This is a genomic window from Acinetobacter sp. SW-226, from assembly GCF_055632855.1.
The window spans coordinates 2726046-2751953 of sequence record NZ_CM145752.1 but is presented as its reverse complement, the minus strand read 5'-3'; the positions used below and the strand labels follow the sequence as shown (position 1 = coordinate 2751953).

The following is a 25908-nucleotide window of genomic DNA, read 5'->3' as shown; positions in this document are numbered from 1 at the left end:
ATGATTCAAGCCTTTTTATATAAACACGGACTAAGCACTTATTTCTGCAATCAATTTACTATAATGAAACCAAGGTTAAAAACTGTTGCAGCTATTATGAATTGTGCTATAAAAAACTAAGCTTTAATCCAATAAGCAAAGTAATAAGATAGGACTTACGCATTGACGGATTCAAAAAAGTATTAAAATACTTTATAAAGTATCTGTGATCAGACGAATTAAACATGCTTCTACAGCAACTTGTACATTACCCATTTATATGGGCTTTCTCATGACAGAACCGAACTCTATTAGCTGCACACAACTTGCCGAGACTTATAATATCTCGCATGATAGTGTAAATCGCTTTCTAGAGCGTGAAGACTACACACCTCACGACCTATATCAAGAATCAATTCAACATATTGATAATAATAAACTTATAGTCAGTATTGATGATACTGTTTTAGATAAACCATATAGTCAACATATGGACTTGGTTAGCTATTTTTGGTCAGGCAAACACCACCGATCCGTCAAGGGTATTAATCTCATTACCTTGTATGCGACAGATCGAAATGGTCAAAATATTCCAATTAATTTCCGAATTTATGACAAATCTGAAAGTAAAACCAAGAATGATTACTTTATGGATATGTTAAGTGAAGTACTCAGTTGGGGTGCAAAGATTCAATTTATTACAGGTGATAGTTGGTATTCATCGACTGGAAATCTAAAAACCATAAGAAAATATGGTATTCGATTTATGTTTGGTATCGACTGTAACCGTAAGGTTTCCCCAGAAAAAGGACAATGGTTTCAACTGCGCTTATTGCCAGATTTCCATCAGGGTCAAGTGATCTGGCTCAAAGATTTTGGCTTTGTACAATTATTTAAGACTCAGTTAAAAGAACAGCAGAGGTTTTATATTGTGCATCAAGATGAAGATGATTTATTGTCCTTTGAAGGTTTTCATGAATTACATTCAAGTCATTGGAAAATAGAGCAATATCACCGGGTGATTAAACAGGTTTGTCATATTGAAAAGTTTCAAGTAAGACGATCTAAACTGATTTTGAATCATATTTTTTCAGCCTTGATGGCCTACGTTGAGATACAAAAGAACCAGTTTGAGCGGATCTTTGAAAATATATATCGTTGGCAGAAGAAATTATTTAGACCAATTATCAAAAACTTCATTGATGACTTTATTCTCGATAAAAATCATCTGCTACCACAGAGAATCTATAAGTAATAGTGCGTAAGTCCTATAAGATTCAAAATTTATAATATTAAAAATTTAGGCATATTTAATCAGTGGGATACGGAAGCTTTGATATTCATTCAAAGAGCCGTATGTGCTGGTTGAGTCAGTGTAGTTAGTAGAAAAAGAGCAAGTATTTGTTATAACTCAATAATATCCATAAATTATAAAGGGGCATTCGGTATATGAATCATTTTTCTATGAGAAACAGAAAGCTAGAAATATTACTTTCCTTAATGGTATGCAGTGTCTTTTGTAACTCTCAAGCTTTTGCCGATGATGCAGATTTAGCAAAGCAATTGTCAAATCCTGTTGCAAATCTGGTGAGCGTACCTTTTCAGTTTAATTACGATGAGAATATTGGTGCAGCTGAGAATATTGAACGTTATCAACTGAATATTCAGCCTGTAATACCGATTGAGTTAAATGAAAATTGGAATTTGATTTCACGTACAGTTTTACCTGTGACTTATCAAGTCTATAACGAATCAAACCTTGAGGATGATTGGGGGGTAGGTGATATTGTACAAAGTCTATTTTTCTCTCCTTCGAAAACTTCTGAGAGTGGAATTACCTGGGGAGTTGGTCCAGCGATATTACTTCCGACAGCCTCAGAAAAAACTTTGGGTGCAGATCAATATGGACTTGGACCGACTTTTGTTATTTTGAAACAAACACATGGTTGGACAGTGGGTGCTTTGGCAAACCATATTTGGGGAGTAGAACATGATGATGACGTGGATGCCATCAGTAGTACTTTTGTGCAACCTTTTGTAAGTTATACCTACCCGAACAGTACGACCGTGGGTCTAAATACAGAAACAACCTATGATTGGAATTCTGAAGAGGCCACAATGCCAGTAAATCTTACTGTTACAAAAGTTATTAATCTAAATGGGCAGTTGATCAGTGTTGGTGCGGGTGCGAGATATTGGGCGGATGATCATGATGCTAGCCCTAAAGGTTGGGGAGCACGATTGATTGCTTCTTTTGTTTTCCCTAAAAAATAAAAAATGGACTTTAATGTGTAGGGTTAACCTGTCACATACTCATTTTGAATTCCAATGAAAGTGAGAAGTTATTCTAGATGACTTCTCACTTTATTTTTCCATTCATTTGCTGGATAGCCAAACCAGTTTTTAAAGTTCCGACTAAAAATTGACAGCTCGGCATAGCCTAACTGTAAGGCTATGTCTGTTAAGCTAATATTACCTGCGTCAATCATGCGCAGAGCTTCTTTTTTACGAACATTTTCGAGCAAATCGCGATAGCTGGTCCCTTGTTGCTTTAAGGTGCGTTGTAGTTTTTTGGGATGTATCCCCAGACACAATGCGATATTTTCAATACTACAATCACCAGTTGCCATTAACATACGAATGGAGCTTTCAATGAGAAGGGGTTGATCATCTGCCTTGGTACTGCTTTGCATCTCAAGGCGCTGTAGAATCAGTTGATCGACTAAATCTTCATTGAAATTATAGGGTTTAAGCGTTAAAAATGCTGCTGGGAAGTACAGAGCATCTTCATCTTTTTCAAACTCAACTTCACAGGGAAAATGTTCTTTAAAAACATGCGCGCTGTGTTGAGGTGCTCTTTGTTTTAGGCAGATTTTTTCTGCATACCAAGGTGGCCCGATTAAATCCTTGAGAATATTGCTGACTAGACAAATTGCGAGTTGTGACTTTTGTGGCATGTCGATGTTGTAGTCATTTAGACGGACAAAGTTGAGTCTACATGTCTGCGCATTATAGCGGGTTACTTGAAATACAATTCCTTCAGCATGTAGGTAAACATATTTTTGGGCAACTTTTAGCGCCTCCAAAATGCTTAGCTGTCGTGACATGTACACACCAATTAAGCCAATAGTACTAATATTTTGCAGTGCACCGAGTTTTAGGCCAAAGCACTCTTCTTGGCACACGAAAGCTGCTTTTTCTAATAAACTTAAATAATGATCATAATGAATAAACGCATCGGGATCTCGAAGTAAAGAAGGTAAAATCCCAATGTCTTTTAAAATTTCAATAGGATTTACATCATAGCTTCGGACGAGTTCTTCAAATCCACCAAGGCTGGCTGCACGAATATAGCTGGCCATAACAATGTTCCATATTGTCCTGAAAGATCAAATAAGTGTCCTAAAAAGTCAAGCCAATTTCAAGTAATTTGATAAAGTAGGATGAGAGTTCAGCTTAACCTAATCGACGACCAGTAAATCACCACTTTTTAGCTGTTAATAAGGAACGCTTATGCAACTTACGGCTCAGTCTCATATCGAGCAAACAGTGATGGAACAGACACTACACAATGCTTTCAAATTACAGCGCAGTCACTTTCTTGAGCAAGGCATTGAAACCCTTGCACAAAGAAAACAGCACTTATTGAATTTAAAAGCGCTGATTAATAATCATCGTGAAGCGATTATTGATGCTTTAAATCAGGATTATGGTAACCGTTCACGTCATGAAACGTTATTGGCTGAAATTATTACTGTTACTGATGACATTAATGGAAGTATCAAACACTTAAAACAGTGGACCAAAGTACAAAGCCGTCATGTCGATCATAGCCTGTACTTTGGTGCAAAGAACCGTGTAATTCCACAACCATTGGGTGTGATTGGCGTGATCGTACCGTGGAATTTTCCGATTAATTTGATGTTTTCTCAACTCTCTGCGGTATTTGCAGCAGGTAATACAGCTATGGTCAAAATGTCTGAAAATTCAAGGCATTTGGCCCAACTACTGATTGAGCTCAGCCCTAAATATTTTAAAGCTGAGAAATTGCAAATTTTCGATGAAACCGGAGAGGTGGGAATCGCTTTTTCAAAGCTTCCGTTCGATCATTTGATCTTTACAGGTTCTGGTGCAACCGGGCGTAAAGTCATGGCTGCGGCAGCACAAAACTTGACTCCTGTGACTTTGGAATTGGGGGGGAAATCCCCTGCGGTGATTGATCCTGAGTACCCTATGGAAAAAGCGGTCGAACGGATTCTGTTTGTCAAACAGTTTAATGCGGGGCAAATCTGTACCAATGTGGATTATGTTTTTGTACATGAGACGAAGTTGCAAGCATTCATCCATACGGCAACGGCATGGGTAAAAGCGCATGTCCCAGATATTCATAGTCACGACTATACGTCTGTTATTGATGAGCGTGCTTACCAACGCTTAGTGCATACACTTGCAGATGCCGAAGCTAAGGGCGCAAGTCTGATTAATTTGAACCAACAAGAACCGGATGCTACGACGCGAAAGTTTCCACTGACTTTGGTCTTGAACAGTAATGATGGGATGGAAATTGATACCCGCGAAACTTTTGGTCCAATCTTGATGGTGAAAACCTATCAAAAGCCTGAAGAGGTCGTGGACTATATTATTCAGCGTGATCGACCATTGGCATTTTATCCATTTAGTCATAATAAAAAATTAGTTGAGTTTTATATTAGCCGAGTTATGTCGGGCGGGGTTTCGGTCAATGATGCATTATTTCATGTTGGACAACATGACTTGCCGTTTGGTGGCGTTGGTGCCAGCGGGATGGGACATTATCACGGTTATGAAGGCTTTTTGACTTTTTCAAAAATGCGCCCTGTGTTTTATCAGGCGGGTTTTTCGAGTTTGAAGTTTTTAGCTCCTCCTTATGGAAAATTTGCCAATTGGTTATTGAACCTTTTGATTCGTATTAAGTCATAAGCGAGTCAGTTTAAAACTTATACACATATTCGCTTCAATCTGGACAGTTTGAAGCGAAGAGATCGTTGTATTTAAAAACAAAAGAATAAAACTATTAAAGGAGTTAATAGGATGAATGATCAGGATTTTGACTATGACCAAATTGTGATTGGTTCGGGCTTCGGTGGATCAGTCAGTGCATTACGCTTGAGTGAAAAAGGCAATACGGTTCTGATTTTAGAAAAGGGCTTGAGACGAGGCGATCAAGATTTTCCTGAAACGAACTTAGATACTAAAAATTATCTGTGGGTACCTGAGTTGGGGTTTAAAGGTACATTACAATTCACTTTTACCAATAAAACCACAATTATTCATGGCGTTGGTGTTGGTGGAGGGTCACAAATTTATGCCAATGTGCATTTAATTCCACCAGATGAGGTATTTGAGTCTGTAGCATGGACCAAGATTCGTGCTGATTGGAAGGAAACGCTAATGCCTTTTTATGGATTGGCACAGCGCATGTTAGGTACAGCCAATAATACTTATACTAACGTGGCTGATGAGACTTTGAAGCAAGTTGCAGCTGAAATGGGTTATGCACGTTCATTTAAAACAGTAAATACAGGGGTGTTCTTCCCACAATCTGACGGAAAAAAGCAAAAACTGGTCAAAGACCCTTATTTCAATGGTGCAGGACCTGATCGCCAAACTTGTAACTACTGCGGTAGTTGTATGTTGGGCTGTCGCAATAATGCGAAAAATACGCTTATGAAAAATTACCTGTATTTTGCGGAGCGTAATGGGGTTGAAATCCGGCCTAGTTCGGAAGTTCTAAAGATCATTCCTTTAAGTGAAGATGGTCGTGCAGGTTATGAAATCATCGTCAAAGAAACCTTAGGAAAACAAGTTCGTCAATATAGCTTACGCAGTCGAGGTGTGGTGCTGTCTGCGGGAGTCATGGGGACTGTACCGCTATTATTAAAAATGCGTGATCAGTATAAAACACTACCAAACATTTCACCGTTATTGGGGCAGGAAATTCGCACCAATTCAGAAACGCTGACCACAGCAAACAATACTCGTGAAAAATTGGATGATGGTGTCGCGATCAGCTCGTTCATTTCAGTAGATGCAGATACCAATATTGAAGTGACCCGTTTTCCAGAAGGTTCAGATGGCTCTTGGATTTATGTGCCTTATGTTCCGATGGTTACAGGACAAGGCTTTATGCGTATTGTGAAATTTTTACTCAATACGCTGTTGCATCCATTGAAAACTTATAAAGTTTTGCGTCCAAAAGGGAAAGCCCGAAGTTCAGTTTTACTCTTGGTAATGCAGAAGTCTGAAGCCTTTATTCACCTAGAATGGCGTAGAAAGTGGTATCGCTTGTTTAGAAATGGCATTAGTGCGGTACAAAAGCCAAACGATACGCCACTCACCGTATCTTTTCCTGCGGCTGAAAAAGCTACGAAGCTATTTTCTGAGAAGCTAGGCGGTGAACCAGGTTCAGCATTGACCGAAATTTTATTAGGGACACCGATGACAGCACATATTATGAGTGGTGTGGCGATGGGGAATGATCGTAACAATGGTGTGGTGGACTTTACGGGTCAAGTATTTGGTTATCAAAACTTAAGAGTGATAGATGGTTCAATCGTACCTGGCAACTTAGGTGTGAATCCCTCTCTGACTATTACCTCATTGTCTGAGTTTGCCATGAGTCAAATCCCTGTATTCTCCGCTGAGCGTGCAGCCTGTATTCAGCGTATCGAGTTCAGTCAGCCTTTGGATGGACAAGTATCTGCATTGACAGGCACAGGGGATTTAGCCAGTGCATTAAGCCCTATCTATGACTGATAACTAGTGGGTGTAAGGTGATTTAGTCTGTACTTTGAATAAGAGAGCGCTTGCTCTCTTACAGACACTGGATAAGTTGATTCATTGTGCAACTGAGACTAGAGCATCCCAATAACATGGCTCATTTTTTCTTTTTATAAAATATAACCAGTAAAATCAAAATAATCATTAAAATCAACAGAATCATGAAGGTTTCCATGGCTTGACCTCACACAATTGGGTTTAATCTTATTTTAACACGGACCTTGAAAAATGATTCAACTTGCATGGTTTTATTTCTATATTTAGTTAGATATTTTATATATGGAATTGCATATATATGAATATACATATATAACTGTGCTGAAATGATAGGCAGAGTTTGTTGGCATGACGAATACATCAAAAGTTAAGATTTATCACAACCCCGACTGCGGGACATCGCGTAATACATTAGCGCTCATTCGTAATGCACAAATTGAACCTGAAATCATTGAATATTTGCTGACACCTCCATCGAAACTAGAACTCATTCAGCTCATATCAGATGCAGGTTTAGAGCTTAGAGAAGCCATTCGTCAGAATGTTGAACCTTATCGTGAGTTGAGCTTAGAGCGTGAAGATTGGACTGAGGAACAATTGTTAGATTTTATGCTTCAGTATCCGATTTTAATTAATCGTCCTTTTGTGGTGACAGAATTAGGCACCCGATTAAGTCGTCCCTCAGAAGTGGTTTTAGAAATTCTGCCCCGGCCACAAAAGGGCGCGTTTAGCAAAGAAGATGGTGAGCAAGTGATTGATCAAGATGGGCAACGTGTGAACTAGAAATTTATTTTGGATATATCAAAGAGAAATGAAAATGGATCAAGTTAGTTTTTTCAAATGCTTATCCGATGAAACACGTTCTAATATTGTGGCTTTAGTCGCGAAGAATAAAGAGTTATGTGTTTGTGACCTGACTGAAAAATTACAGCTTAGCCAGCCTAAAATTTCTCGACATTTAGCTTTATTACGTTCTTCAGGGCTATTGCAAGATCGACGTCAAGGTCAGTGGGTGTACTACAGTATCCATCCACAATTACCCATGTGGTGTCAGGAGGTTCTCAATATTTTGATTACACATCCAACGAGTCAGTTTGTAGTTATACAAGAACGAGCTACACAGAGTTGCTGTGAGTAAATATAGGTGAAGCATCGTTTAGATGTTTGATTGTTAAGAGATATAGCGCATGTATCTGATACAAAATCCATTGCGCTTATCCAACAAATTCAGAGATTGAATGAGAACATTATGGTTCAGCAAAAGTTGTCTTTTATAGATCGTAATTTGACGTTGTGGATTTTTGTCGCTATGGGGTTGGGAATTGCTATAAGTGTTTTTTTCCCACAAGCCTCTATAGCGTTGGATAACATGCGTGTAAATTCAGTCAATATTCCTATTGCGATGGGATTGATTTTGATGATGTATCCACCGCTTGCAAAAGTGGATTATGCAGCACTCCCTGACGTCTTCAAAGACAAGAAAACACTGATACTATCGTTGGTTCAAAACTGGATTATTGCTCCCGTGTTGATGTTTGCTTTGGCTATTCTTTTTTTGCATAGCTATCCAGAATATATGACAGGTTTAATCTTGATTGGTTTAGCTCGTTGTATTGCGATGGTCTTGGTTTGGAATGGTTTGGCCTGTGGAGATAATCAGTACGTAGCCGCTTTGGTTGCATTTAACAGTATTTTCCAAATTTTGTTTTTTAGTACCTACGCATGGTTATTCCTGAGTTTTTTACCGCCTTATTTCGGCATTGCGGGACAGGTGATTCATGTTGATTTTTGGACTATTACCCATGCCGTACTGGTGTATTTGGGGATTCCATTCTTCCTCGGGTTTATTACGCGCTTGGTTTTAGTGAAAGCTAGAGGCTTGTTGTGGTATCAAACTACTTTTTTACCGAAAATTAGTCCTTTAAGTTTACTGGCCCTCTTGTTCACGATTGTAGCCATGTTTAGCCTCAAAGGGCATGATGTGGTGAGCTTACCGATGGATGTTTTACGTATTGCTATTCCCTTGACGATTTATTTCGTTGTGATGTTTTTTATCAGCTTCTTTATGAGCAAATGGATGGGGAATGATTATCCGAAAACTACAGCTATCTCGTTCACTGCTGCTGGTAATAACTTTGAATTGGCTTTGGCTGTTGCAATTGCCACTTTCGGTTTAGCATCGCCTGTTGCTTTTACTACGGTGATCGGCCCCTTGGTTGAAGTTCCTGTTTTAATTGCTTTGGTTGGCGTTTCGTTGCGGTTAAGACAAAAAGTATTTTCAAACGGTGTCATGGGTTGATTATTCTAAGACCCAAACAGGTTGTATATATAAGCCTCATTGAGAGTAAGTCTGTGGTTTAGATCTTTCCGTCCTCTTTTGTAGTGTTGACTGACAACATGACATGGTTGCATTCATTAGTTGAAATACTTTCATGCGGATGTTGAAAGCTATTTATATAGAATCGTAAAAATACAGAATAGATGAAATACAGGGCATGTTTAAGCAAACATATAAAAGAGTGCAAGGCGCCTTTTATATGTTTGACTTATTAGAGTTTTTTGGTGTTTTTTATCGCATGGACAATGAAGAAAAAATAGTCTTTTAAAATAAACAAACGCACTATCTAAAACTTTTAAGATTGTATTAATATTTACGACTTTAAAATAGTCGCTATTTATGCTGGTGAACTAGACTTGATGGGTTGATGTTTTAAATAAGAAATGTAGATTTTTCCTATTTGGCTATTCAATTAAGCATGATGAATACAATATTTTTAATTTGGTTAAAGCATGGAAAACATTGAATTTTTAAAAGCGCTCTTCTTGGGCTTCATTGAGGGACTGACTGAGTTCCTGCCTATTTCAAGTACAGGGCATTTGATTTTATTTGGGCATATCATTAACTTCCATTCCGATGATGGTCGAGTTTTTGAAGTCGTAATTCAATTGGGGGCTATTCTTGCGGTATGTTGGTTATACCGCAAGAAAATTTTAGATTTATTAAAAGGCTTCTTTAGTGGTGATCGAGAAGCGCGTCACTTTGCAACAAGTGTCATGATCGCTTTCTTCCCTGCGGTCATTATTGGTGTGTTTGCTGTTGATTTTATTAAGCAGGTTTTATTTAGCCCGATGGTGGTAGCTGTTGCTTTGATTATTGGGGGCTTGATTATTTTTTGGGTTGAATCAAAGCAATTTGAGCATAAAACTACAGAAGCCACACAGATTACTTTTAAGCAGGCACTGCTGGTGGGCTGTGCACAATGCGTTGCCATGATTCCAGGTACATCGCGTTCTGGTGCCACCATTGTCGGTGGTATGTTTGCTGGGCTCTCTAGAAAAGCAGCGACAGAGTTTTCGTTCTTTTTGGCGATGCCTACGATGCTCGGTGCTGCGACATTTGACTTAGTCCGTAACGCAGATGTGCTGACTCAAGATAACATGGTCAGTATTGTGTTGGGCTTTATTGCTGCGTTTATTTCAGCATTATTTGTTGTCAAAGCACTGGTGCGGTTTGTTGAAAAACATACCTTGAGAGTCTTTGCTTGGTATAGGATCATACTGGGTATTATTATTTTAATTGTTTTGTAGAACATAGAAATACCTAAAAGAAAAGCAGCGATTTCGCTGCTTTTCTTATTAGAGTGAGATAATTTTTTTACTCAATATTATTTTTGAAAATCATGATGTCGTGTTTCTAAAATGAGTTTTAACACGAATTTATAAAAACAATTCTTTGATTGAGCTACAGTGAAAAACTTAGTAAATAGGGCAATATTGATCAGTTAAGAATTCTCATATTAATCTTCTTTACTTTTGAGCTATGTATCTCACTGTTCCAAAGCCCAGTCGGGGGAGAGATGATGTGTTATTAAGAATGTTAGTTACTGTGAAGAAAGAGAATAAAAAATAATAGGGTTTTAACGTTTGAGGGTCAGGCTTTGTTTAGAAAGCACTAACTAGTGTGATATTGTTCAAATAGCTTTAGTTCAAGTTCGAAGTTGAATACCAGGTTTGCTTAACTGGGGGGAAATCATGCTTGGGACGAAGTTTACCAAGGAAGAAATTGTCCTTATTGAAAAGGAGTTTCCGCCATGCGTAAGGCTAATTCAGCAATGGGAAAAATGGTTCTATAAAACAAATCATGACTGAGTTATGAGCAGACATGGAGATGAGCTTTATTATCTTGGAAGCGTGTTGAAAAACTAAGGACGAGAAAGAGAGCTACTAAAATGAAGTTGCTGTATATCCGTAGCAGTGATGAGGATATAAAAAGTTTTGTGGGATTGATTGCATTGAATCCCACAAAAGATCACATTTATTCAGTCTAAATGCATTAAAGAAATGTAAAGCAAAGCAAGCCAATTAACGCTGAAGCTGCTAGGACATACATGACTTTAAGCTCAAAATAGAACAGTCCAATCAGGGCTGCAAATGCAATTAGTGCAGCAACAACATCAAAAGAGCCGTTAAATCCTGTTGGCCAAAGTACATGATAAGAAAAAAATAGGGCAAGGTTTAGAATCACACCAACCACAGCCGCTGTAATTGCAGTTAACGGGGCTGTAAATTTAAGCTCATTATGTGTTGATTCGATAATCGGTGCCCCAGCCAAGATAAAAACAAAAGAAAAAAGGAAAGTAAACCAAGTGACAAGCGTTGCTCCAATAGCTCCTGCTAAGAATAGATGATCTGAGCCTAAGAGTGCTTGGTTAAATGCTCCCAAAAATCCAACAAATGCGACAACCATAATTAAAGGACCCGGCGTACTTTCACCTAGTGCTAAACCATCTATCATTTGAGTCGGACTTAACCAGCTGTAATAGCTCACAGCACCCTGATAAACATAAGGCAATACTGCATAGGCACCACCAAAGGTGAGCAGGGCTGCTTTAGTGAAGAACCAAGCCATTTGGGTGTAAGTATGATCCCATCCCAGCGTTAAGCTTAGGCTCAGGATTGGAATAAACCACAGTAGACCACCAATGAGCAGAATACTGCCCAAACGTTTCCAGCTAAAGATTGCATGTTCAGGTGTAGGAGTATCATCATCAATTAAAGCACGACCATAATCTTTTTTACTTTGCTGGTGTGCGTTTCCACTAGAAAATAGGTTTGGATATTTTTTACTGGTTAGATAACCAATGATTGCGGCAGAGAGCACAATTAAAGGAAAGGGTAAGTTGAAGAAAAATATAGCAATAAATGAAAGAGCTGCAATCAGCCATAAGAATTTATTTTTAAGTGATCGGCTGCCGATTCGATGCGTCGCATGAAAAACAATAGCAACAACAGCAGGTTTAATGCCGTAAAAGAGGCCAGCAATAATGGGTACATCACCAAATTTCACATAAACCCATGAAAGACCAATTAAAATAAATAGCGATGGTAGTACAAAAAGAATCCCAGCAACTAAACCACCGACGGTTCTATGCATTAACCAACCGATATAAGTTGCTAATTGTTGTGCTTCAGGGCCTGGTAAGAGCATACAATAGTTAAGTGCATGCAAAAATCGCTTCTCTGAAATCCAACGCTTTTGTTCAACCAGTTCTTGGTGCATGACCGCGATTTGACCTGCGGGTCCCCCAAAACTAATAAACCCCAATTTAAGCCAAAACAGAAAGGCTTGCCAAAATGAAACAGTTTGGATGTCTGTTTCTGGGGAGGGAATCTGTTCGTGTTGCATGATTATTCTCTGGATAGGTTGGCGTATAAGCCATCAAATATATGATTAGATAATTCAAATAGTTGGTCATCATTGTTTATTTGGCTTCGAAGACCTTGCATGACTTTTTCAATCCCTATTGCTTCAGGCGGTTCAATCCCACCCACATCAAGGTAATGCACAATTTCAGCAATTTTTTGGAGTGCTGGTGTTTCTAAATTAAAACTATGTAAAAGCACTTCAAAGGTGACCCAGTGATTGATGTGGCTGAATCTTGCGCCATCAAAATCGAATCCTAATGCGTGTTCTGGGCAGTCAGTTGGATGCTCTAACCAAATAAATGTAGGTGTGGCGTCAATAAAAGTCTTAATTAGCCATGCAGAAGCTAAGCGATCAATCCAAGGTCTTTGTCGGGTTGCCCAACATTGATTCTGATAGTTCGCTTTGTTTAAGACTTGAATGTAGGCTTGTCTTGCTTTGGGTTCATTGACTTCACCTAGACGTGCAATTGCGAGTTCCAATAATGAAAGTTCATTGAGGACCTGTGCTTGAGTCTCATCTGGATAATAGTCAATATCTACAAGTGCATTGATCCCTTTTCTGAGTTTACGAACTTGCTTGAGTAACTCTTTCTTTTCATCTTGAGTTAAGCGATCTTTTAACTCTATTAATTGTTTATAAAGAGCATCATATTCTTCTTTTCGACTGAAAATAGTCACAATATCCAAATTTGCAACCGACTCAGCGTTAAATACATAGGCCGTTCCTTGCTCTGAAACAACATCATGAACGATAGGATCAAATTTGTCGCTATGAGCCATAGGGAGGATATAGACGCCATCTCTAAGGGTTGCGGCCCCACTTGCCTTCAGCGATCGCCATACTCTCATGCGTGTGGTTGTGTTCTGTGTAGGAAGTGAGGATATGAGTAAGGATATTTTCATGTTATATACTCAACATATTTTGTTAAGTATATTATATTTTTTGATTGTTTAGATCATAATTTCTGCAAAAAATATCTATAAAATGAATATAGCCTTGTTTTGTTGCACAAATATTTACAAGCCACTGGTGGAGCTAACATATTCAAATTTAACTGACAAAATGGGATTTATTTTCAGGTAAATGAGAGATAGCAACACAGAGCTCGTAATGGCTGATGAAGTTTTGATGCTTATAGACGATCGGTTTACAATCCAAGGTTTGATTCATTTCATTTGGTTGTTTAAACCTAAATGGTGATGTAAACGATCAGCTATCATTCAAGTTTTTCATGCTAATTGCATGATCACATTTGAGTTGTTCATTTTATTGTTCAGTAAATTTTCATCTTATTCTAAGATAGCACCTTCTTTTTTGATGAAATTAATAGACTAAATTTTAAAGGCTATACGCCATAGGATTTCGCTACGTGATTGAGCACTATGTTTTTATTGGAATTGGAGGCTGTAAGAGCATATCTTCAAGTACTTGAGTGTTACTTGTCTTATTGTGTTGATATTCTTTAAATTTTGAATCTAAGCTTTTACTATCAATATGCAAAACTGCAAGTGAATAGGGAAATGAAGGGAAATGTTTTCCCTTCATCTTAGCAATATTTATTGTTCAACTGTTTCAGTTAATGGCACTACTTCTGGTTTTGGCATTGTGCGCTGCCAAGCTGAACCATAACGGGTATATTGAGAGGGAACTGTAATTGCAGTTTTTAGCTCGTCTGCTGCTGTACGTGCCCAGAACGGGTCTTTTAACATCTCACGACCAACTAGAACAATATCTGCACGACCATTTTGTAGAATCTCTTCAGCTTGACGACCAGTTTCAATCAAACCCACAGCACCCGTCATGATCTTAAGTTCTTTACGCAATAATTCAGCCGCAGGCACTTGGTAATTCGGGTAAGTATTGACTGGAATCATCGCAATACCACCTGACGAACAATCAATTAAATCAATATCCTGTTCTTTCATCCATTGACCATAAATTAGAAAATCTTGGGGTGTATTGCCACCTTCAACATAGTCGGTTGAAGAAATTCGTAAGAATAAAGGGCCATCCCATTCACTGCGAACCGCATCAATCACTTCTCGAACGATACGATAGCGGTTTTCATGACTACCACCGTAAAGATCAGTACGTTTATTCGCAAGTGGTGATAAAAATTCATTGAGTAAATAACCATGTGCGCAGTGAATTTCAATTACATCAAAGCCGGCTTTTTTTGCTCTTGCTGCACCTAAACGAAATGCTTCAACCACTTCTTTGATTTGTTCAATACTCATCTCATGTGGAACACGCGATTCAGCAGTAAACGGAATGGCAGAAGGGGCAATTGAGGGTAAATCAATCCCCAGTTGACGACCTGCATGACCGAGTTGAGCACCTGCTTTAGCACCAAAGCGGTGAATTACATCGACCACTCGAGCCAAGCTTTCAATATGACTATCCTTCCAGATGCCTAAATCGCCAGGGCCGATCGGGCCATTGGGTAGTACAGAAGCAGTTTCTAGCATGATGAGCCCTGCACCACCTAAAGCACGTGCGCCATAATGCACGATATGAAAATCAGTGCTATGCCCGTCAGATGTAGCAGAGTGCATACACATTGGAGACATGGCAATACGGTTTTTAAATTCAGTATTGCGGATGGTAATCGGTTGGAATAACAGTGCGGACATCGTCCTCTCCAAGAATCTGTTTTACTTTGGTGAGGTGATGATACATACTGTTTTTTTGTGTTTATACGCTAAAAAAATTCTCATACTTACCAAAAGGTAACTTTAACTGCTATGAAAAAACTGCGTAATTATGATTCTGCTCCGGGCTGTTCGATGGAGGCAGCACTGCATATTTTGGGTGGAAAGTGGAAGGGTGTAATTTTATTTCATCTGTTTAAGGATGGGACTTTACGCTTTAGCGAGTTGCAGCGTCATTTAGTGAGTATTAATCAGCGTTTACTGACCAAACAATTACGTGAACTTGAAGAAGATGGACTGGTGATCCGCCACGTTTATCCTGTAGTCCCTCCAAAAGTTGAATATTCATTAAGTGATGAAGGGAAGGAATTACAGCATTTAATTATGGAACTGAGTCTTTGGGGCAGAAAATGGTTAGAAAGGCGAGGGATGAAAACAGCGATTGATGAAGATTTGGATGCGCTAAAAGAGATGTTTGCCAAAACTGAAGTTTTGGATGAATTGGGTGAGTAAACACAAGCTTTGATGATGGTTTGAACAAGCATATTTGAGCCAACACAGCTCAATACTCAATCCCTAGTTTTTTTAATTTTGAAATCAATGTGGTGGGATTAATGCCTAACTGTTTAGCTGCGCCATCATCACCAAAAATTTTACCTTCACATTGTTTGATTGCCAGTTGAAGATTTGTCATTTCTAACTGTTTAAGCTGTTGTATTGTCAGGACTTGTTCGATTGCTGCGGCTTGATTGTGCTGTACGGTCTGAGATGGTTCTTGTTCAAGCAGATATTGAAAAGAAACAGCCCCGTGTTTGGCAGTGATTAATGCACGTTCCAATACATTCTGTAATTCACGAATATTACCCGGCCAGTCATAGCGTTGCAGTTCGAGGATATGTTTTTGTGAAAAAGGTAAATAAGGCACTTTACGATTTTCGCTAATCAGCTTGGTAAAGTGCGAGACTAGTAAGGGAATATCCTGTTTACGTTCGCGTAATGCAGGAGAATGAATTGGGAATACATTCAGACGGAAATATAAATCTTCACGGAAGTTTTTAAGCTTCACTTCTTCTTTTAATTTTCGATTGGTGGCGGCAATAATTCTGACATCAACCTGCCGTGTTTTCTCTTCGCCAATTCTTTCAAAAGTCCCTTCCTGCAAGACTCGGAGTAATTTACTTTGTAATTCAAGTGGGATTTCACCAATCTCATCTAAAAATAAAGTCCCTTGATCGGCGAGTTCAAAGCGTCCAGCCCGATCACGAACTGCGCCTGTAAAAGCCCCTTTTACATGTCCGAAAAATTCACTTTCAAATAATTCAGAGGGGATTGCCGCACAGTTCACACGAATGAGCGGATGCTGTTTACGGTGACTGGATTGATGGATAGCACGTGCAATCAGCTCTTTACCTGTTCCTGATTCTCCGTAGATCATGACATTGGCATCAGTGGGTGCAACCACTTTTATTTTTTCAATAATCTGTAGAATAGCAGGGCTATTGCCTACAATTTCATGATATTGATTTTCTTGTAAAATCTCTTCTTGTAGGTATTCATTTTGTTGCTCTAGGCGGCTTTTAAAATCTTGTAATTCCTCTAGCGCATGGGTGAGCTGTTTTTCAGTATTTAAACGATCGCTAATATCTCGGAAAACCACCACAGCACCAATGATTTCACTATCACGGATAATCGGTGTACTGGTAAATTCGACTGGAAAATAGCTACCATCACGTCGCCAGAAAACCTCTTGGATGCCTTCATGAACAATACCATCATGCACCGCAGCATAAATTGGACAATCTTCAACAGGGTAGTGTGTTCCATTTTCATGGGTATGATGATGAACTTTATGAATATTTTTACCAAGCACATCTTCGGGTTGTAAGCCAAGCATTTTTGCACCAACAGGATTAATAAAGGTACATAGTCCTTGCTTATTAATACTGTAAATACCATCACCAACGGAACTGAGTAATAAATGTTTGCCTGTATCTGAGTCAATAAACAGCTCTTGTAAGGCTTGCCATTCTTTTAGCCCTGCACGAATGACCTTGTCCGCATTTTTGTTAAATTGGCGTAATTCTAGATCTTTGACATCGACCAATGACCAAATGAGTAGATTTTTATTTTTATAAGGCAGACGAATGGCGGTGACATCGAGTTGTATTTTTTCATGTTCTTTATCAAAAGCATATAGCTCATTGTTCCAAGCATAACCCTTACTGAGCGCTTCATCTGTAAATGCCATGAGATGTGGCAATTGATTGATGTGTCCAAAAACAGAAGTAACTGTTTTTGCAATCAATTCATGTCGTTCATAGCGTAATAATTGAGACGCGCTAATATTTAGATCAATAAAGCGATTTTGATGTGGGTCGATCACGATTAACGCTTGAGAGGTATGCTCAAAAGCAAGCGGACGAATTGAATCTTCAGAAGACGCCCAATCAGAAATAAAGTCGATATTATTCATGCTATGAAAAATCGTAATCTTGACTATGAAATTCCATAATACTACGAAAAACCGTAGTTATTCAACACATTCTTATTTTTATAAAGCGCCCTTAAATAAATAATAAAAATATATTTTTCAATAATATAAAAATTTTAAAACAGCATTTTAATCATGTTGGCATGGCTCTCGCAATAACACGGATAGACCAAAACAGTTGGTTGAATTGAAACCGTAGATATGAGGAACGGCTATGCCTAAAGTAGATATTGAACAATACAAAGATGGTGATTTTCTTGTCGATTATGAAGAAAAGGTATTTGAGGATGTAAAAGCTCAGCCGGGTGAAAAAGCATTGGTGACGTTCCATACCGTTGCCTTTGAAGGCTCTATTGGTTTGGTCAATGTCTTACAAGCAAAACGATTATTACGCAAAGGCTTTGAAACCAAAATTTTGCTGTACGGTCCGGGTGTGCAGTTGGGGGTACAACGTGGATTTCCAACATTGGGTGCAGAAGCATTCCCAGGACATTTGGCGGTCAATAATCAATTAAAAGCATTTATGGCAGAAGGCGGTGAAGTCTATGCCTGTCGTTTCGCCTTGCAAGCACTTTATGGACAAACTGAAAAAGCTTTAATGGAGGGAATTCGTCCGATTAATCCTCTCGATGTGATGGATCTGAAACTTTTGATGCGCCGTGACAATGCATTAATTATTGATACGTGGACTGTTTAAGTATTTAAGAAAAAAGGGGAATAAGTCATGAATCAAATCATTAAAGCGGCGGCAGTTCAATGTAGCCCTGTGCTCTATAGCCAAGCGGGTACAGTCAAGAAAATCTGTGACACGATTTTGGAGTTGGGGCAGCAAGGTGTGCAATTTGCCGTATTTCCTGAAACCGTTGTGCCTTATTACCCTTATTTTTCTTTTGTGCAACCACCGTTTGCTATGGGTAAAGAACATTTAAAGCTATTGCATGAATCGGTTGTCGTGCCATCGGCAGCAACAACTTTAATTGGACAGGCATGCAAAGAAGCAAACATGGTGGTTTCTGTTGGTATTAATGAGCGTGCAGGTGGCACGATTTATAACGCTCAATTGTTGTTTGATGCGGATGGTTCGATTATCCAGCATCGCCGTAAAATTACTCCAACGTATCATGAACGTATGGTGTGGGGACAAGGCGATGGCAGTGGTTTACGTGTGATAGATTCTGCTGTAGGACGTATTGGGTCGCTGGCATGTTGGGAGCATTACAACCCTTTGGCTCGGTTTGCTTTGATGGCGGATGGTGAGCAAATTCATGCGGCGATGTTTCCGGGATCACTCGTGGGGCAGATTTTTGCAGATCAGATCAGTGCCACCATTCAGCACCATGCTTTGGAGTCGGGTTGTTTTGTGGTGAATGCCACAGCATGGCTTTACCCAGAGCAACAACAACAAATTATGCAAGACACTGGTTGTGAACTCGGTCCAATTTCGGGGGGATGTTTTACGGCCATCGTTTCTCCAGAAGGCAAATTTTTGTCTGAACCGATCACACAAGGCGAAGGCTATGTGATTGCCGATTTAGACTTTTCCTTAATCGAAAAACGTAAACGGATGATGGATTCTGTTGGGCATTATAGTCGTCCAGAATTACTCAGTTTGTTGATTGATCGTCGTCCTACCTCAGTTTTGCATGAGTTAAAACTAGAGAATCCATCGAATAACAGCATCGAAAAAGTGTCTGAATTTGCCGAAGTACACGCATAGACACCCCGTTTAAAAAAATAACAGGAGAAGATCATGTCTGCGATTGAATTACTCAGTGATTTGCAATGTAACGGGTTGAAATGGGAAGGTGAGGTTGGGCTTTCTCGCAAAGGTGGTGCAGGTCCAAGCGATCATAAAGCCATGATCTTGGGTGGTCAGACACTCATGATTCCAGTGTTAAACCTTGCTTCACAGGATTCTCCTTATACGGGTAAAAAAGATACTGCAACAGGTGAGGTGATTGTGTTTAAAAACCGCATACCTGTTGCAACGCTCACTTCGCCAACACGACCACGATTTTATGATTTAAGCACAGCAGAGGGCATTCCGTATGAACAGATTGCCACGCTGCATAGCCATGATGTTCTAGCAACAACGGTGTTGCAGCATTGTATTCGCATGAATGATAAAGCAACGGCATGTCAGTTTTGTTCGATTGATCAGTCTTTAAAAGATGGGCGCGCCATTATACGTAAGCGTCCAGATCAATTGGCTGAAGTGGCGAAGGCAGCCGTAGAACTGGATGGGGTGACTCAGATGGTGCTGACCACAGGAACACCGAATACGCCTGATCGCGGTGCAGCCATTTTATACGACTCAGTTGTTGCGATTAAGGCACAAGTCGATTTACCGATTCAAGTGCAGTGTGAACCACCTGATGATTTCGCTTGGTTTCAAAAATTAAAAGATGCTGGAGCTGTGTCCATCGGGATGCATTTAGAAGCCGTGAGTGATCGGGTACGCAAGCAAATTATGCCGGGTAAGGCCGAAGTATCCCTTGCGTTCTATTTTTCTGCTTTTGAAGCAGCAGTGAAGGTCTTTGGACGAGGGCAAGTCAGTACTTATATCTTGGCTGGTTTAGGCGATACCGAACAAGAAATTATCAACATGACGGAACGTCTCGCAAAAATAGGTGTTTATCCGTTTGTAGTTCCTTTTGTGCCGATACAGGGAACGGCTCTAGAGCATCACCCCAAACCTGATTCAGCATTTATGCAAATGCTTTATCCCCAAATTGGCACACAGCTTCGGCAGTATGGTTTGAATTCACAGGACACACAGGCAGGTTGTGCAAAATGTGGAGCTTGTTCTTCCCTCAGAGCTTATGAATAAGGAGTTGATGATGAAATTATCGAGTTACGCATGGTTGATTGAGCTCAATGAAGAACTCAAACAATTTGTCACGGATGACATCATTATCAAAGTTGTTGCAGAAGATTGGGAGCGTCGCCAATATTATCAATTACGCGAAGCAACGTTTCGTGATGAGCAGAAAATTTTAAAAGAAGATCGTGATGAACATGATTTCAAAGCTCTAGCGATTGTGGCGATTGGACAAATATTTGGGGAACATGATCGTGTCATTGGTGCTGTTCGTATTTTCCCTGAAGCTGAACAGACATGGTGGGGCGGGCGTTTGTGTGTTGATCCTGTATACCGTCATCAACATGCAATTGGTAAAGCGTTGATTAATGCAGCCGTATCCACTGCCAAAAATTTAGGCTGTACCACATTCCTTGCAACGGTTCAGCAACAGAACGAACGCTATTTTCAAAAGTTGTGTTGGGACACTGTACATGAGCTGAATGTTGCAAATCTTCCGCATGTGCTCATGCAGGCACAAGTCGAAAATTACCCATTACAACATGTGGTGATGCAAGCTTATAGCTATAAGGAGGTCTGCTGATGAGACTTTCAGAGCTACTCCCACAACTGCAAATCACGTCGGCAATGCAGTCTAAGCAAGACATTCATGCGATTAAATCGCAGTTGAATCTGAACATTCAAACTCTACAAGATTTATATGCATTGCCTGCGGATGATGCTGCTGCGATGCCATTCGGTGAACAATATTTATTACATGCTTGTGAAGGAATGCTACCGAGTTTTGTGGCTAATCACCCTTATTTTGCAGGATGGTCTGCGGTGATGGCGAATGTGAGCGATATTGCTGCAATGGGGGGGCGAGCTTTAACGGTGGTGAATAGTTATTGGCATACCGATACACAAAGTGGTCAACAGTTATTCGCTGGCATGCAGGCAGCTTGTGATGCTTATGACGTAAAGCTTGTGGGTGGACACACCAATATTCACGCAGATTTTCAACCTACGCTCTCTGTTGCGATACAGGGTTTAGCCAATCATTTGCTCTCGGTCTTTCATGTTCAAGCAGGGCAGCAAATCTTAATTGCACTGAATATGCAGGGCAAATTCCATGAGCAAACCACCTATTGGAAATGTTTTGAACATGTTCCTGCTGCGGTTTTAAGAACTCAGTTGAATGTATTGCCCGAAATTGCAGAACAGCATCTCGCGTATGCAGCGCGTGACATTAGTAATGCAGGAATCTTGGGCAGTTTGTTAATGCTACTTGAGGCGACAGGATCAGGAGCGAATCTTTGGCTAGACAAGATTCCGAAGCCACAACATACCGATTGGCTGAAATGGCTTCAAATTTTCCCAAGTTATGGTTTTTTACTGACGGCAGATAGCGAAGAATGTGAGGACATCATTGAATTATTTGCTTCACAAGATGTTGATTGTGCGGTGATTGGTGAAGTCACAAATTCTGGCAAGGTACAGGTTCAGCAGCAGACTGAACAACAGACTTTTTGGGATTTTCAACAACAGGCTTTTACTGGGCTGAATTATCAAAAAGTCCTCGCGCAAGCTCCGTTTTCCCATCTTTCCCGACATGCACAGCAACAGGAGTCAACATTATGCCGAGTGTAAATTTTACCGTGAAATGGCCAAATGGCGAGGTCAATCAATATTACTCACCCTCTAGCATTATTTACGACTATTTACGGGTTGGGCAGGTGTACAGCTTAACGGACTTTGTGACGCAAGTGGAAAACGGTCTTGAACAGGCTTCTGAACGAGTCCGACTGCGTTACGGTTTTGCTTGTAGTGCTGCGATGGACAATCTCGCTAGCATTAAACGGCACATTAATATTTTGAGCATCCAAGCCCAAGATCAAATCGAAATTATTGACATGACAAACGAATAAGACAGGTGATGACCATGATGCTAGTTGAACAAGCAAAACTTAAATCTGAATATCCAGTGGTGATTATTGGTGGTGGGCAGGCAGGACTTTGTGTCAGCCACTATTTAAAAAAAGCCAATATTGAACATGTAATCTTAGAAAAAGAACCCGAGTTAACCCATGCGTGGCGACGTAAACGCTGGGATAATTTTACCTTGGTGACGCCAAATTGGCAGTGTTTGTTACCAGATCATCCGTATATGGGCCATCAGCCTGATGGATTTATGAAAAAAAATGAGATTGTTGAATATTTGGATCAGTTTATTGAAAAGCTCAATCCTCCTGCAATTTTGGGTGTTGCAGTTCAGCATGTTGAAAAAGTTGCAGACCAGTCTTTTGTGATTGAAACAGATCGGGGGACGACAACTACGAAGCAGTTAGTGGTTGCCGCAGGAGGCTATCACACGCCAATTTATCCAAAGCTTTCATCTGCATTGCCTGAAAATGTCACAGTGATTCACTCTGAACAATACTTTAATGCTGAGCAATTACCTGCGGGCAATGTGTTGGTGGTTGGATCGGGACAGTCAGGTGCGCAAATTGCGGAAGACCTACATCTTGCAGGTAAAAAAGTGTATTTATCTACAGGGGATGCGCCACGTTGTGCACGTTTCTATCGAGGTAAGGATGTGGTGAAGTGGCTTTTTGAAATGGGCTACTACGAGACTACAGTCAAAGACCATCGTTATAGTGAGGAAGTTCGAAACAGTACTAATCACTATGTGACTGGACGTGATGGAGGTCGTGATATTGATCTACGTCAATTTGCATTAGAAGGGATGCAATTATTAGGGCGTTTTGAAGACTACAAAGATGGACAATTGGTGTTTCGTCCAGATTTGATGCAAAACTTGGACATGGCAGATGCAACCTATAACCGTATTAATGCAGGGATTGATGCTTATCTTGCTGAAAATGGTATTGAGACAGATGAACCAGCTTCAGTTTATGAGCCTGTGTGGACAGCTCAAGCTGAAATTACGGAAATTGATTTGGTTGCGGAAAATATTACTTCCATCATTTGGTGTATTGGGTTTCGACCTGACTATTCATGGATTGATTTAGATTTATTTGAAACAAATGGCTATCCAAAACATGACCGTGGAATTACGCTTGATCCTGATGTCACATTTATTGGTTTGCCTTGGTTACATACTTGGGGCTCAGGTCGCTTTTTAGACATTGCTAAAGATGCTGAGTTTGTTGCTGCGCATATTAAACAGCAGCTCGACACGCCAAATTCAAGATTTAGCCCAGTAATTGCTGATGCTGTTGAAGTCTAAAAAAGCATGGTATGTGATTAATACCAGTCAGTTAAGCATTTTTAAATCCTCCCTTGCGGAGTACACTCCTCATCCTTTGGAAAAGGAGGGATGAGCAGCATAGCTGCGCAAGGAATCTAAAATTATTTTGAATTCTCAATAGTTCCCCTCTTTTTAAAGAGGAGTTAGGGGAGATTCTTAGATGAATAACTATTAAATTACTCTTAACTGATCAGCATTAATAGCATGTGATCTATTTTGGCAACGATAAAGCGTTGCCAAAATTTCCGCTTTCATTTTATTTATTTGAGATCAAGCGGTGAATAAAATTGTTGACTGACGTTTTTACTTTTTAAATTCGCGATTTCAGCAATGGGTCATAATTCCTTAAATTAGAAATATTTTGTATGTAGTGTTGATTTTTTTTGACAATTGAAGCTAATTTATTTTAAATATAAAGTGTTCCTATCAAATATAACGGGCTAATCGCCAACCTACTTTGAAGGAAATGAGATGAAATCAATGATAAAAGCTGCGATTGCGACCACGATTTTGGGTGTGGCTACAATCAGTTCTACATTTGCTGCGGAAACTCAAAAACCAACGGTGGTACTGGTTCATGGTGCATTTTCTGATGGTTCTGCATGGAGTAAAGTGATTCCTTTATTACAAGATAAAGGTGTCAATGTTGTTGCTGTACAAAATCCATTGAGTTCATTATCTGATGATGTGAAGGCGACACAACGTGTTTTAGATATGCAGAAAGGTCCTGTGGTTCTGGTTGGACATTCTTGGGGTGGTGTTCCTATGACTCAAGTTGGTCAACAGGACAAAGTAAAAGCATTGGTTTATGTTGCTGCATTTGCTCCATCTGAAGGACAATCTGTGGTTGATGTTTCGAAAGATTATCCGACGCCATCTGGTTTTAGTCATCTTGTCGCAGATAAAGATGGATTTGTAACATTAAGCTTAGAAGGGGTTCAAAAGCATCTTGCGCCAGATGTTGCTGCAAAACAAACGCGCTTAATGTTCGCTACACAAACGCCAACCAACAGTCATAATTTTGAAGAAAAGGTGACTGTCGCGGCATGGAAGACGAAACCTTCATGGTATGTCGTGAGTCAGCAAGACTATATGCTTCAACCTGCTGCACAGGTGGCAATGGCAAAGAAAATCTCAGCACATGTTACAACGCTGCAAGCAGGGCATACGCCACAGATTTCTCAACCCAAAGCAGTCGCTAAAGTGATTCTTGAAGCTGTGAATGCGGTATCGAAATAGTAGCGTTAAATTGCCCTAGATTACTAGATTATAAGTGAGGCGGTCCTACATCTGTGTATGGGTGATTCTTGTACAGATGTGGGGCCAAACACTAAAGATAGAGAATTTTACTTTATTATTTATAGGTTTGGATTAGTTTTTAATCATTGATTATTACGTTGAATGAGTTTGATCAATTCCCTAGCAACTGCTTTACTTGAATTGGGATTTTGCCCTGTTATAAAACGATTATCTACAACAACAAAAGATTGAAATGGTAACAACGCCTTTTTATAGTTTGCACCTTGAGAAATCAGTTCATTTTGTAAGAAAAAAGGCACTTGCTCCTCAATCCCTGATAATTTTTCCTCAGTGTTAGAAAATCCTGTAACATGACGATCAGCAATTAGTGCCTTTCCATTCAAATCTTGTAAGTTTAGTAGTCCTGCTGCTCCATGGCATACAGATGAAATTATACCGCCGTGATTATAAATTTCTTCTGCAATATTTTTGAGTGTCACGTTATTGCGAAAGTCCCACATTGTTCCATGCCCACCTGTAAAATAAATAGCCTTATATTCTAATGGGTTAATATCTTCGGGTTGGCGTGTGTGATTGAGAAGGTATATGAACTCTGGATCATTTAAATAGGCTTTGGCAGCGCGATCCATATATAACCATCCAAGGCTACGCTCATCTAATGGGACTTTCCCACCTTTAGGACTGACAAAATCTAATTCAAAACCAGCAGTGTCAATAATATCTATAAAATGCGTGAGTTCCGTAAGCCATAATCCAGTGGAGTCGGCTCGATGTGGATACTGAGCATGATTGGTCAGAATCACTAAAATTTTTGTAGGAACAATAGAGGCTTTAGCGTTGTTTGATTGTTCGGCAGAAAATGCTGGATTAAAGCTCAAGAATGCTCCTAGGAATATACATATTCTCAAAAAGATAGACATATTTATTCACCTT

At 39.7% G+C, this 25908-nt stretch carries 24 protein-coding genes; 17 read left to right on the top strand and 7 right to left on the bottom strand.

Annotated elements, in window-relative coordinates:
- Window positions 1–205: 205 nt before the first annotated feature.
- Window positions 206–1234: an IS701 family transposase gene (locus tag ACZ8ZH_RS13155; RefSeq protein ID WP_086197162.1), complete on the top strand. Its 1029-nt coding sequence runs from the start codon at window positions 206–208 to the stop codon at window positions 1232–1234.
- Window positions 1235–1443: 209 nt separating this feature from the next.
- Window positions 1444–2253: a transporter gene (locus ACZ8ZH_RS13150; RefSeq protein WP_228146971.1), complete on the top strand. Its 810-nt coding sequence runs from the start codon at window positions 1444–1446 to the stop codon at window positions 2251–2253.
- A gap of 68 nt (window positions 2254–2321) precedes the next feature.
- Here the strand turns inward: ACZ8ZH_RS13150 and ACZ8ZH_RS13145 are convergent, their stop codons facing one another.
- Window positions 2322–3341: an AraC family transcriptional regulator gene (locus tag ACZ8ZH_RS13145; RefSeq protein WP_470247752.1), complete on the bottom strand. Its 1020-nt coding sequence runs from the start codon at window positions 3339–3341 to the stop codon at window positions 2322–2324.
- Window positions 3342–3492: 151 nt separating this feature from the next.
- Here ACZ8ZH_RS13145 and ACZ8ZH_RS13140 point away from each other — a divergent pair, with 151 nt between their 5' ends.
- Together ACZ8ZH_RS13140 and ACZ8ZH_RS13135 are read left to right on the top strand one after the other, a co-directional pair.
- The gene (locus ACZ8ZH_RS13140; RefSeq protein ID WP_086208596.1) at window positions 3493–4938 is read left to right on the top strand and encodes a coniferyl aldehyde dehydrogenase; all 1446 of its coding nucleotides are present in this window, start codon (window positions 3493–3495) and stop codon (window positions 4936–4938) included.
- 111 nt (window positions 4939–5049) lie between these two features.
- The gene (locus ACZ8ZH_RS13135; RefSeq protein WP_119064274.1) at window positions 5050–6774 is read left to right on the top strand and encodes a GMC oxidoreductase; all 1725 of its coding nucleotides are present in this window, start codon (window positions 5050–5052) and stop codon (window positions 6772–6774) included.
- 121 nt (window positions 6775–6895) lie between these two features.
- Here ACZ8ZH_RS13135 and ACZ8ZH_RS13130 read toward each other — a convergent pair whose 3' ends face one another.
- A complete protein-coding gene (locus tag ACZ8ZH_RS13130; protein ID WP_110974979.1) occupies window positions 6896–6973 on the bottom strand; it encodes an LPXTG cell wall anchor domain-containing protein in 78 nt (25 codons plus the stop codon).
- Between the two features lie 170 nt (window positions 6974–7143).
- Here ACZ8ZH_RS13130 and arsC point away from each other — a divergent pair, with 170 nt between their 5' ends.
- From arsC to ACZ8ZH_RS13110, 4 genes are all read left to right on the top strand, one after another.
- On the top strand, window positions 7144–7578 hold the full coding sequence (arsC, locus tag ACZ8ZH_RS13125) for an arsenate reductase (glutaredoxin) (RefSeq protein ID WP_110974949.1): 435 nt from the start codon (window positions 7144–7146) through the stop codon (window positions 7576–7578).
- Between the two features lie 34 nt (window positions 7579–7612).
- Window positions 7613–7933, top strand: a complete 321-nt coding sequence (locus ACZ8ZH_RS13120; RefSeq protein ID WP_086208593.1) for a metalloregulator ArsR/SmtB family transcription factor — start codon at window positions 7613–7615, stop codon at window positions 7931–7933.
- A gap of 111 nt (window positions 7934–8044) precedes the next feature.
- Window positions 8045–9094, top strand: a complete 1050-nt coding sequence (arsB, locus tag ACZ8ZH_RS13115; protein WP_119064276.1) for an ACR3 family arsenite efflux transporter — start codon at window positions 8045–8047, stop codon at window positions 9092–9094.
- A gap of 491 nt (window positions 9095–9585) precedes the next feature.
- On the top strand, window positions 9586–10383 hold the full coding sequence (locus ACZ8ZH_RS13110) for an undecaprenyl-diphosphate phosphatase (RefSeq protein WP_110974947.1): 798 nt from the start codon (window positions 9586–9588) through the stop codon (window positions 10381–10383).
- 745 nt (window positions 10384–11128) lie between these two features.
- Here ACZ8ZH_RS13110 and chrA read toward each other — a convergent pair.
- The 3 genes from chrA to namA all read right to left on the bottom strand — a co-directional run bounded on the left by chrA (window position 11129) and on the right by namA (window position 15135).
- Window positions 11129–12481 (bottom strand): chromate efflux transporter, encoded by a 1353-nt coding sequence (gene chrA / locus ACZ8ZH_RS13105; RefSeq protein ID WP_119064278.1) that lies wholly within the window; start codon window positions 12479–12481, stop codon window positions 11129–11131.
- Window positions 12482–12483: 2 nt separating this feature from the next.
- Entirely contained in the window at window positions 12484–13404 is a 921-nt protein-coding gene (locus tag ACZ8ZH_RS13100; RefSeq protein WP_119064280.1) for a chromate resistance protein ChrB domain-containing protein, read from the bottom strand.
- Window positions 13405–14058: 654 nt separating this feature from the next.
- Entirely contained in the window at window positions 14059–15135 is a 1077-nt protein-coding gene (namA, locus tag ACZ8ZH_RS13095; RefSeq protein ID WP_119064282.1) for an NADPH dehydrogenase NamA, read from the bottom strand.
- A 111-nt stretch (window positions 15136–15246) separates the two neighbouring features.
- Between namA and ACZ8ZH_RS13090 the strand changes: the two genes are divergently transcribed.
- A complete protein-coding gene (locus tag ACZ8ZH_RS13090; RefSeq protein ID WP_119064284.1) occupies window positions 15247–15666 on the top strand; it encodes a winged helix-turn-helix transcriptional regulator in 420 nt (139 codons plus the stop codon).
- 49 nt (window positions 15667–15715) lie between these two features.
- Here ACZ8ZH_RS13090 and ACZ8ZH_RS13085 read toward each other — a convergent pair whose 3' ends face one another.
- Window positions 15716–17626: a sigma 54-interacting transcriptional regulator gene (locus ACZ8ZH_RS13085; RefSeq protein ID WP_119064286.1), complete on the bottom strand. Its 1911-nt coding sequence runs from the start codon at window positions 17624–17626 to the stop codon at window positions 15716–15718.
- A 232-nt stretch (window positions 17627–17858) separates the two neighbouring features.
- On the opposite strand from ACZ8ZH_RS13085, the gene ACZ8ZH_RS13080 reads away from it, so the two are divergent.
- The 8 genes from ACZ8ZH_RS13080 (at window position 17859) to ACZ8ZH_RS13045 (ending at window position 24954) form a co-directional block, all read left to right on the top strand.
- Complete coding sequence (locus ACZ8ZH_RS13080; protein WP_004638761.1) at window positions 17859–18341, top strand: MSMEG_0572/Sll0783 family nitrogen starvation response protein; 483 nt, start codon at window positions 17859–17861, stop codon at window positions 18339–18341.
- A 27-nt stretch (window positions 18342–18368) separates the two neighbouring features.
- On the top strand, window positions 18369–19361 hold the full coding sequence (locus ACZ8ZH_RS13075; protein ID WP_119064288.1) for a Nit6803 family nitrilase: 993 nt from the start codon (window positions 18369–18371) through the stop codon (window positions 19359–19361).
- A 33-nt stretch (window positions 19362–19394) separates the two neighbouring features.
- Window positions 19395–20474, top strand: a complete 1080-nt coding sequence (locus tag ACZ8ZH_RS13070) for an MSMEG_0568 family radical SAM protein (RefSeq protein WP_119064290.1) — start codon at window positions 19395–19397, stop codon at window positions 20472–20474.
- A 10-nt stretch (window positions 20475–20484) separates the two neighbouring features.
- Window positions 20485–21048, top strand: coding sequence for an MSMEG_0567/Sll0786 family nitrogen starvation N-acetyltransferase (locus ACZ8ZH_RS13065; RefSeq protein WP_119064292.1), 564 nt, complete (start codon window positions 20485–20487; stop codon window positions 21046–21048).
- Entirely contained in the window at window positions 21048–22094 is a 1047-nt protein-coding gene (locus ACZ8ZH_RS13060) for a sll0787 family AIR synthase-like protein (RefSeq protein WP_119064294.1), read from the top strand. The genes ACZ8ZH_RS13065 and ACZ8ZH_RS13060 overlap by 1 nt, the downstream gene beginning before the upstream one ends.
- On the top strand, window positions 22082–22372 hold the full coding sequence (locus ACZ8ZH_RS13055; RefSeq protein ID WP_086208581.1) for an MSMEG_0570 family nitrogen starvation response protein: 291 nt from the start codon (window positions 22082–22084) through the stop codon (window positions 22370–22372). The genes ACZ8ZH_RS13060 and ACZ8ZH_RS13055 overlap by 13 nt, the downstream gene beginning before the upstream one ends.
- Window positions 22373–22386: 14 nt before the next feature.
- On the top strand, window positions 22387–23694 hold the full coding sequence (locus ACZ8ZH_RS13050) for an MSMEG_0569 family flavin-dependent oxidoreductase (RefSeq protein WP_119064296.1): 1308 nt from the start codon (window positions 22387–22389) through the stop codon (window positions 23692–23694).
- A gap of 492 nt (window positions 23695–24186) precedes the next feature.
- The gene (locus ACZ8ZH_RS13045; RefSeq protein WP_119064298.1) at window positions 24187–24954 is read left to right on the top strand and encodes an alpha/beta fold hydrolase; all 768 of its coding nucleotides are present in this window, start codon (window positions 24187–24189) and stop codon (window positions 24952–24954) included.
- A 143-nt stretch (window positions 24955–25097) separates the two neighbouring features.
- Here ACZ8ZH_RS13045 and ACZ8ZH_RS13040 read toward each other — a convergent pair whose 3' ends face one another.
- A complete protein-coding gene (locus tag ACZ8ZH_RS13040; RefSeq protein ID WP_110974936.1) occupies window positions 25098–25895 on the bottom strand; it encodes a type 1 glutamine amidotransferase domain-containing protein in 798 nt (265 codons plus the stop codon).
- Window positions 25896–25908 lie beyond the last annotated feature (13 nt).

Coding starts and splice junctions, on each gene's coding strand:
- ACZ8ZH_RS13150 (WP_228146971.1), top strand. CDS start 1,444: ATGAGAAACAGAAAGCTAGAAATATTACTTTCCTTAATGGTATGCAGT.
- ACZ8ZH_RS13145 (WP_470247752.1), bottom strand. CDS start 3,341: ATGGCCAGCTATATTCGTGCAGCCAGCCTTGGTGGATTTGAAGAACTC.
- ACZ8ZH_RS13140 (WP_086208596.1), top strand. CDS start 3,493: ATGCAACTTACGGCTCAGTCTCATATCGAGCAAACAGTGATGGAACAG.
- ACZ8ZH_RS13135 (WP_119064274.1), top strand. CDS start 5,050: ATGAATGATCAGGATTTTGACTATGACCAAATTGTGATTGGTTCGGGC.
- ACZ8ZH_RS13130 (WP_110974979.1), bottom strand. CDS start 6,973: ATGGAAACCTTCATGATTCTGTTGATTTTAATGATTATTTTGATTTTA.
- arsC (WP_110974949.1), top strand. CDS start 7,144: ATGACGAATACATCAAAAGTTAAGATTTATCACAACCCCGACTGCGGG.
- ACZ8ZH_RS13120 (WP_086208593.1), top strand. CDS start 7,613: ATGGATCAAGTTAGTTTTTTCAAATGCTTATCCGATGAAACACGTTCT.
- arsB (WP_119064276.1), top strand. CDS start 8,045: ATGGTTCAGCAAAAGTTGTCTTTTATAGATCGTAATTTGACGTTGTGG.
- ACZ8ZH_RS13110 (WP_110974947.1), top strand. CDS start 9,586: ATGGAAAACATTGAATTTTTAAAAGCGCTCTTCTTGGGCTTCATTGAG.
- chrA (WP_119064278.1), bottom strand. CDS start 12,481: ATGCAACACGAACAGATTCCCTCCCCAGAAACAGACATCCAAACTGTT.
- ACZ8ZH_RS13100 (WP_119064280.1), bottom strand. CDS start 13,404: ATGAAAATATCCTTACTCATATCCTCACTTCCTACACAGAACACAACC.
- namA (WP_119064282.1), bottom strand. CDS start 15,135: ATGTCCGCACTGTTATTCCAACCGATTACCATCCGCAATACTGAATTT.
- ACZ8ZH_RS13090 (WP_119064284.1), top strand. CDS start 15,247: ATGAAAAAACTGCGTAATTATGATTCTGCTCCGGGCTGTTCGATGGAG.
- ACZ8ZH_RS13085 (WP_119064286.1), bottom strand. CDS start 17,626: ATGAATAATATCGACTTTATTTCTGATTGGGCGTCTTCTGAAGATTCA.
- ACZ8ZH_RS13080 (WP_004638761.1), top strand. CDS start 17,859: ATGCCTAAAGTAGATATTGAACAATACAAAGATGGTGATTTTCTTGTC.
- ACZ8ZH_RS13075 (WP_119064288.1), top strand. CDS start 18,369: ATGAATCAAATCATTAAAGCGGCGGCAGTTCAATGTAGCCCTGTGCTC.
- ACZ8ZH_RS13070 (WP_119064290.1), top strand. CDS start 19,395: ATGTCTGCGATTGAATTACTCAGTGATTTGCAATGTAACGGGTTGAAA.
- ACZ8ZH_RS13065 (WP_119064292.1), top strand. CDS start 20,485: ATGAAATTATCGAGTTACGCATGGTTGATTGAGCTCAATGAAGAACTC.
- ACZ8ZH_RS13060 (WP_119064294.1), top strand. CDS start 21,048: ATGAGACTTTCAGAGCTACTCCCACAACTGCAAATCACGTCGGCAATG.
- ACZ8ZH_RS13055 (WP_086208581.1), top strand. CDS start 22,082: ATGCCGAGTGTAAATTTTACCGTGAAATGGCCAAATGGCGAGGTCAAT.
- ACZ8ZH_RS13050 (WP_119064296.1), top strand. CDS start 22,387: ATGATGCTAGTTGAACAAGCAAAACTTAAATCTGAATATCCAGTGGTG.
- ACZ8ZH_RS13045 (WP_119064298.1), top strand. CDS start 24,187: ATGAAATCAATGATAAAAGCTGCGATTGCGACCACGATTTTGGGTGTG.
- ACZ8ZH_RS13040 (WP_110974936.1), bottom strand. CDS start 25,895: ATGTCTATCTTTTTGAGAATATGTATATTCCTAGGAGCATTCTTGAGC.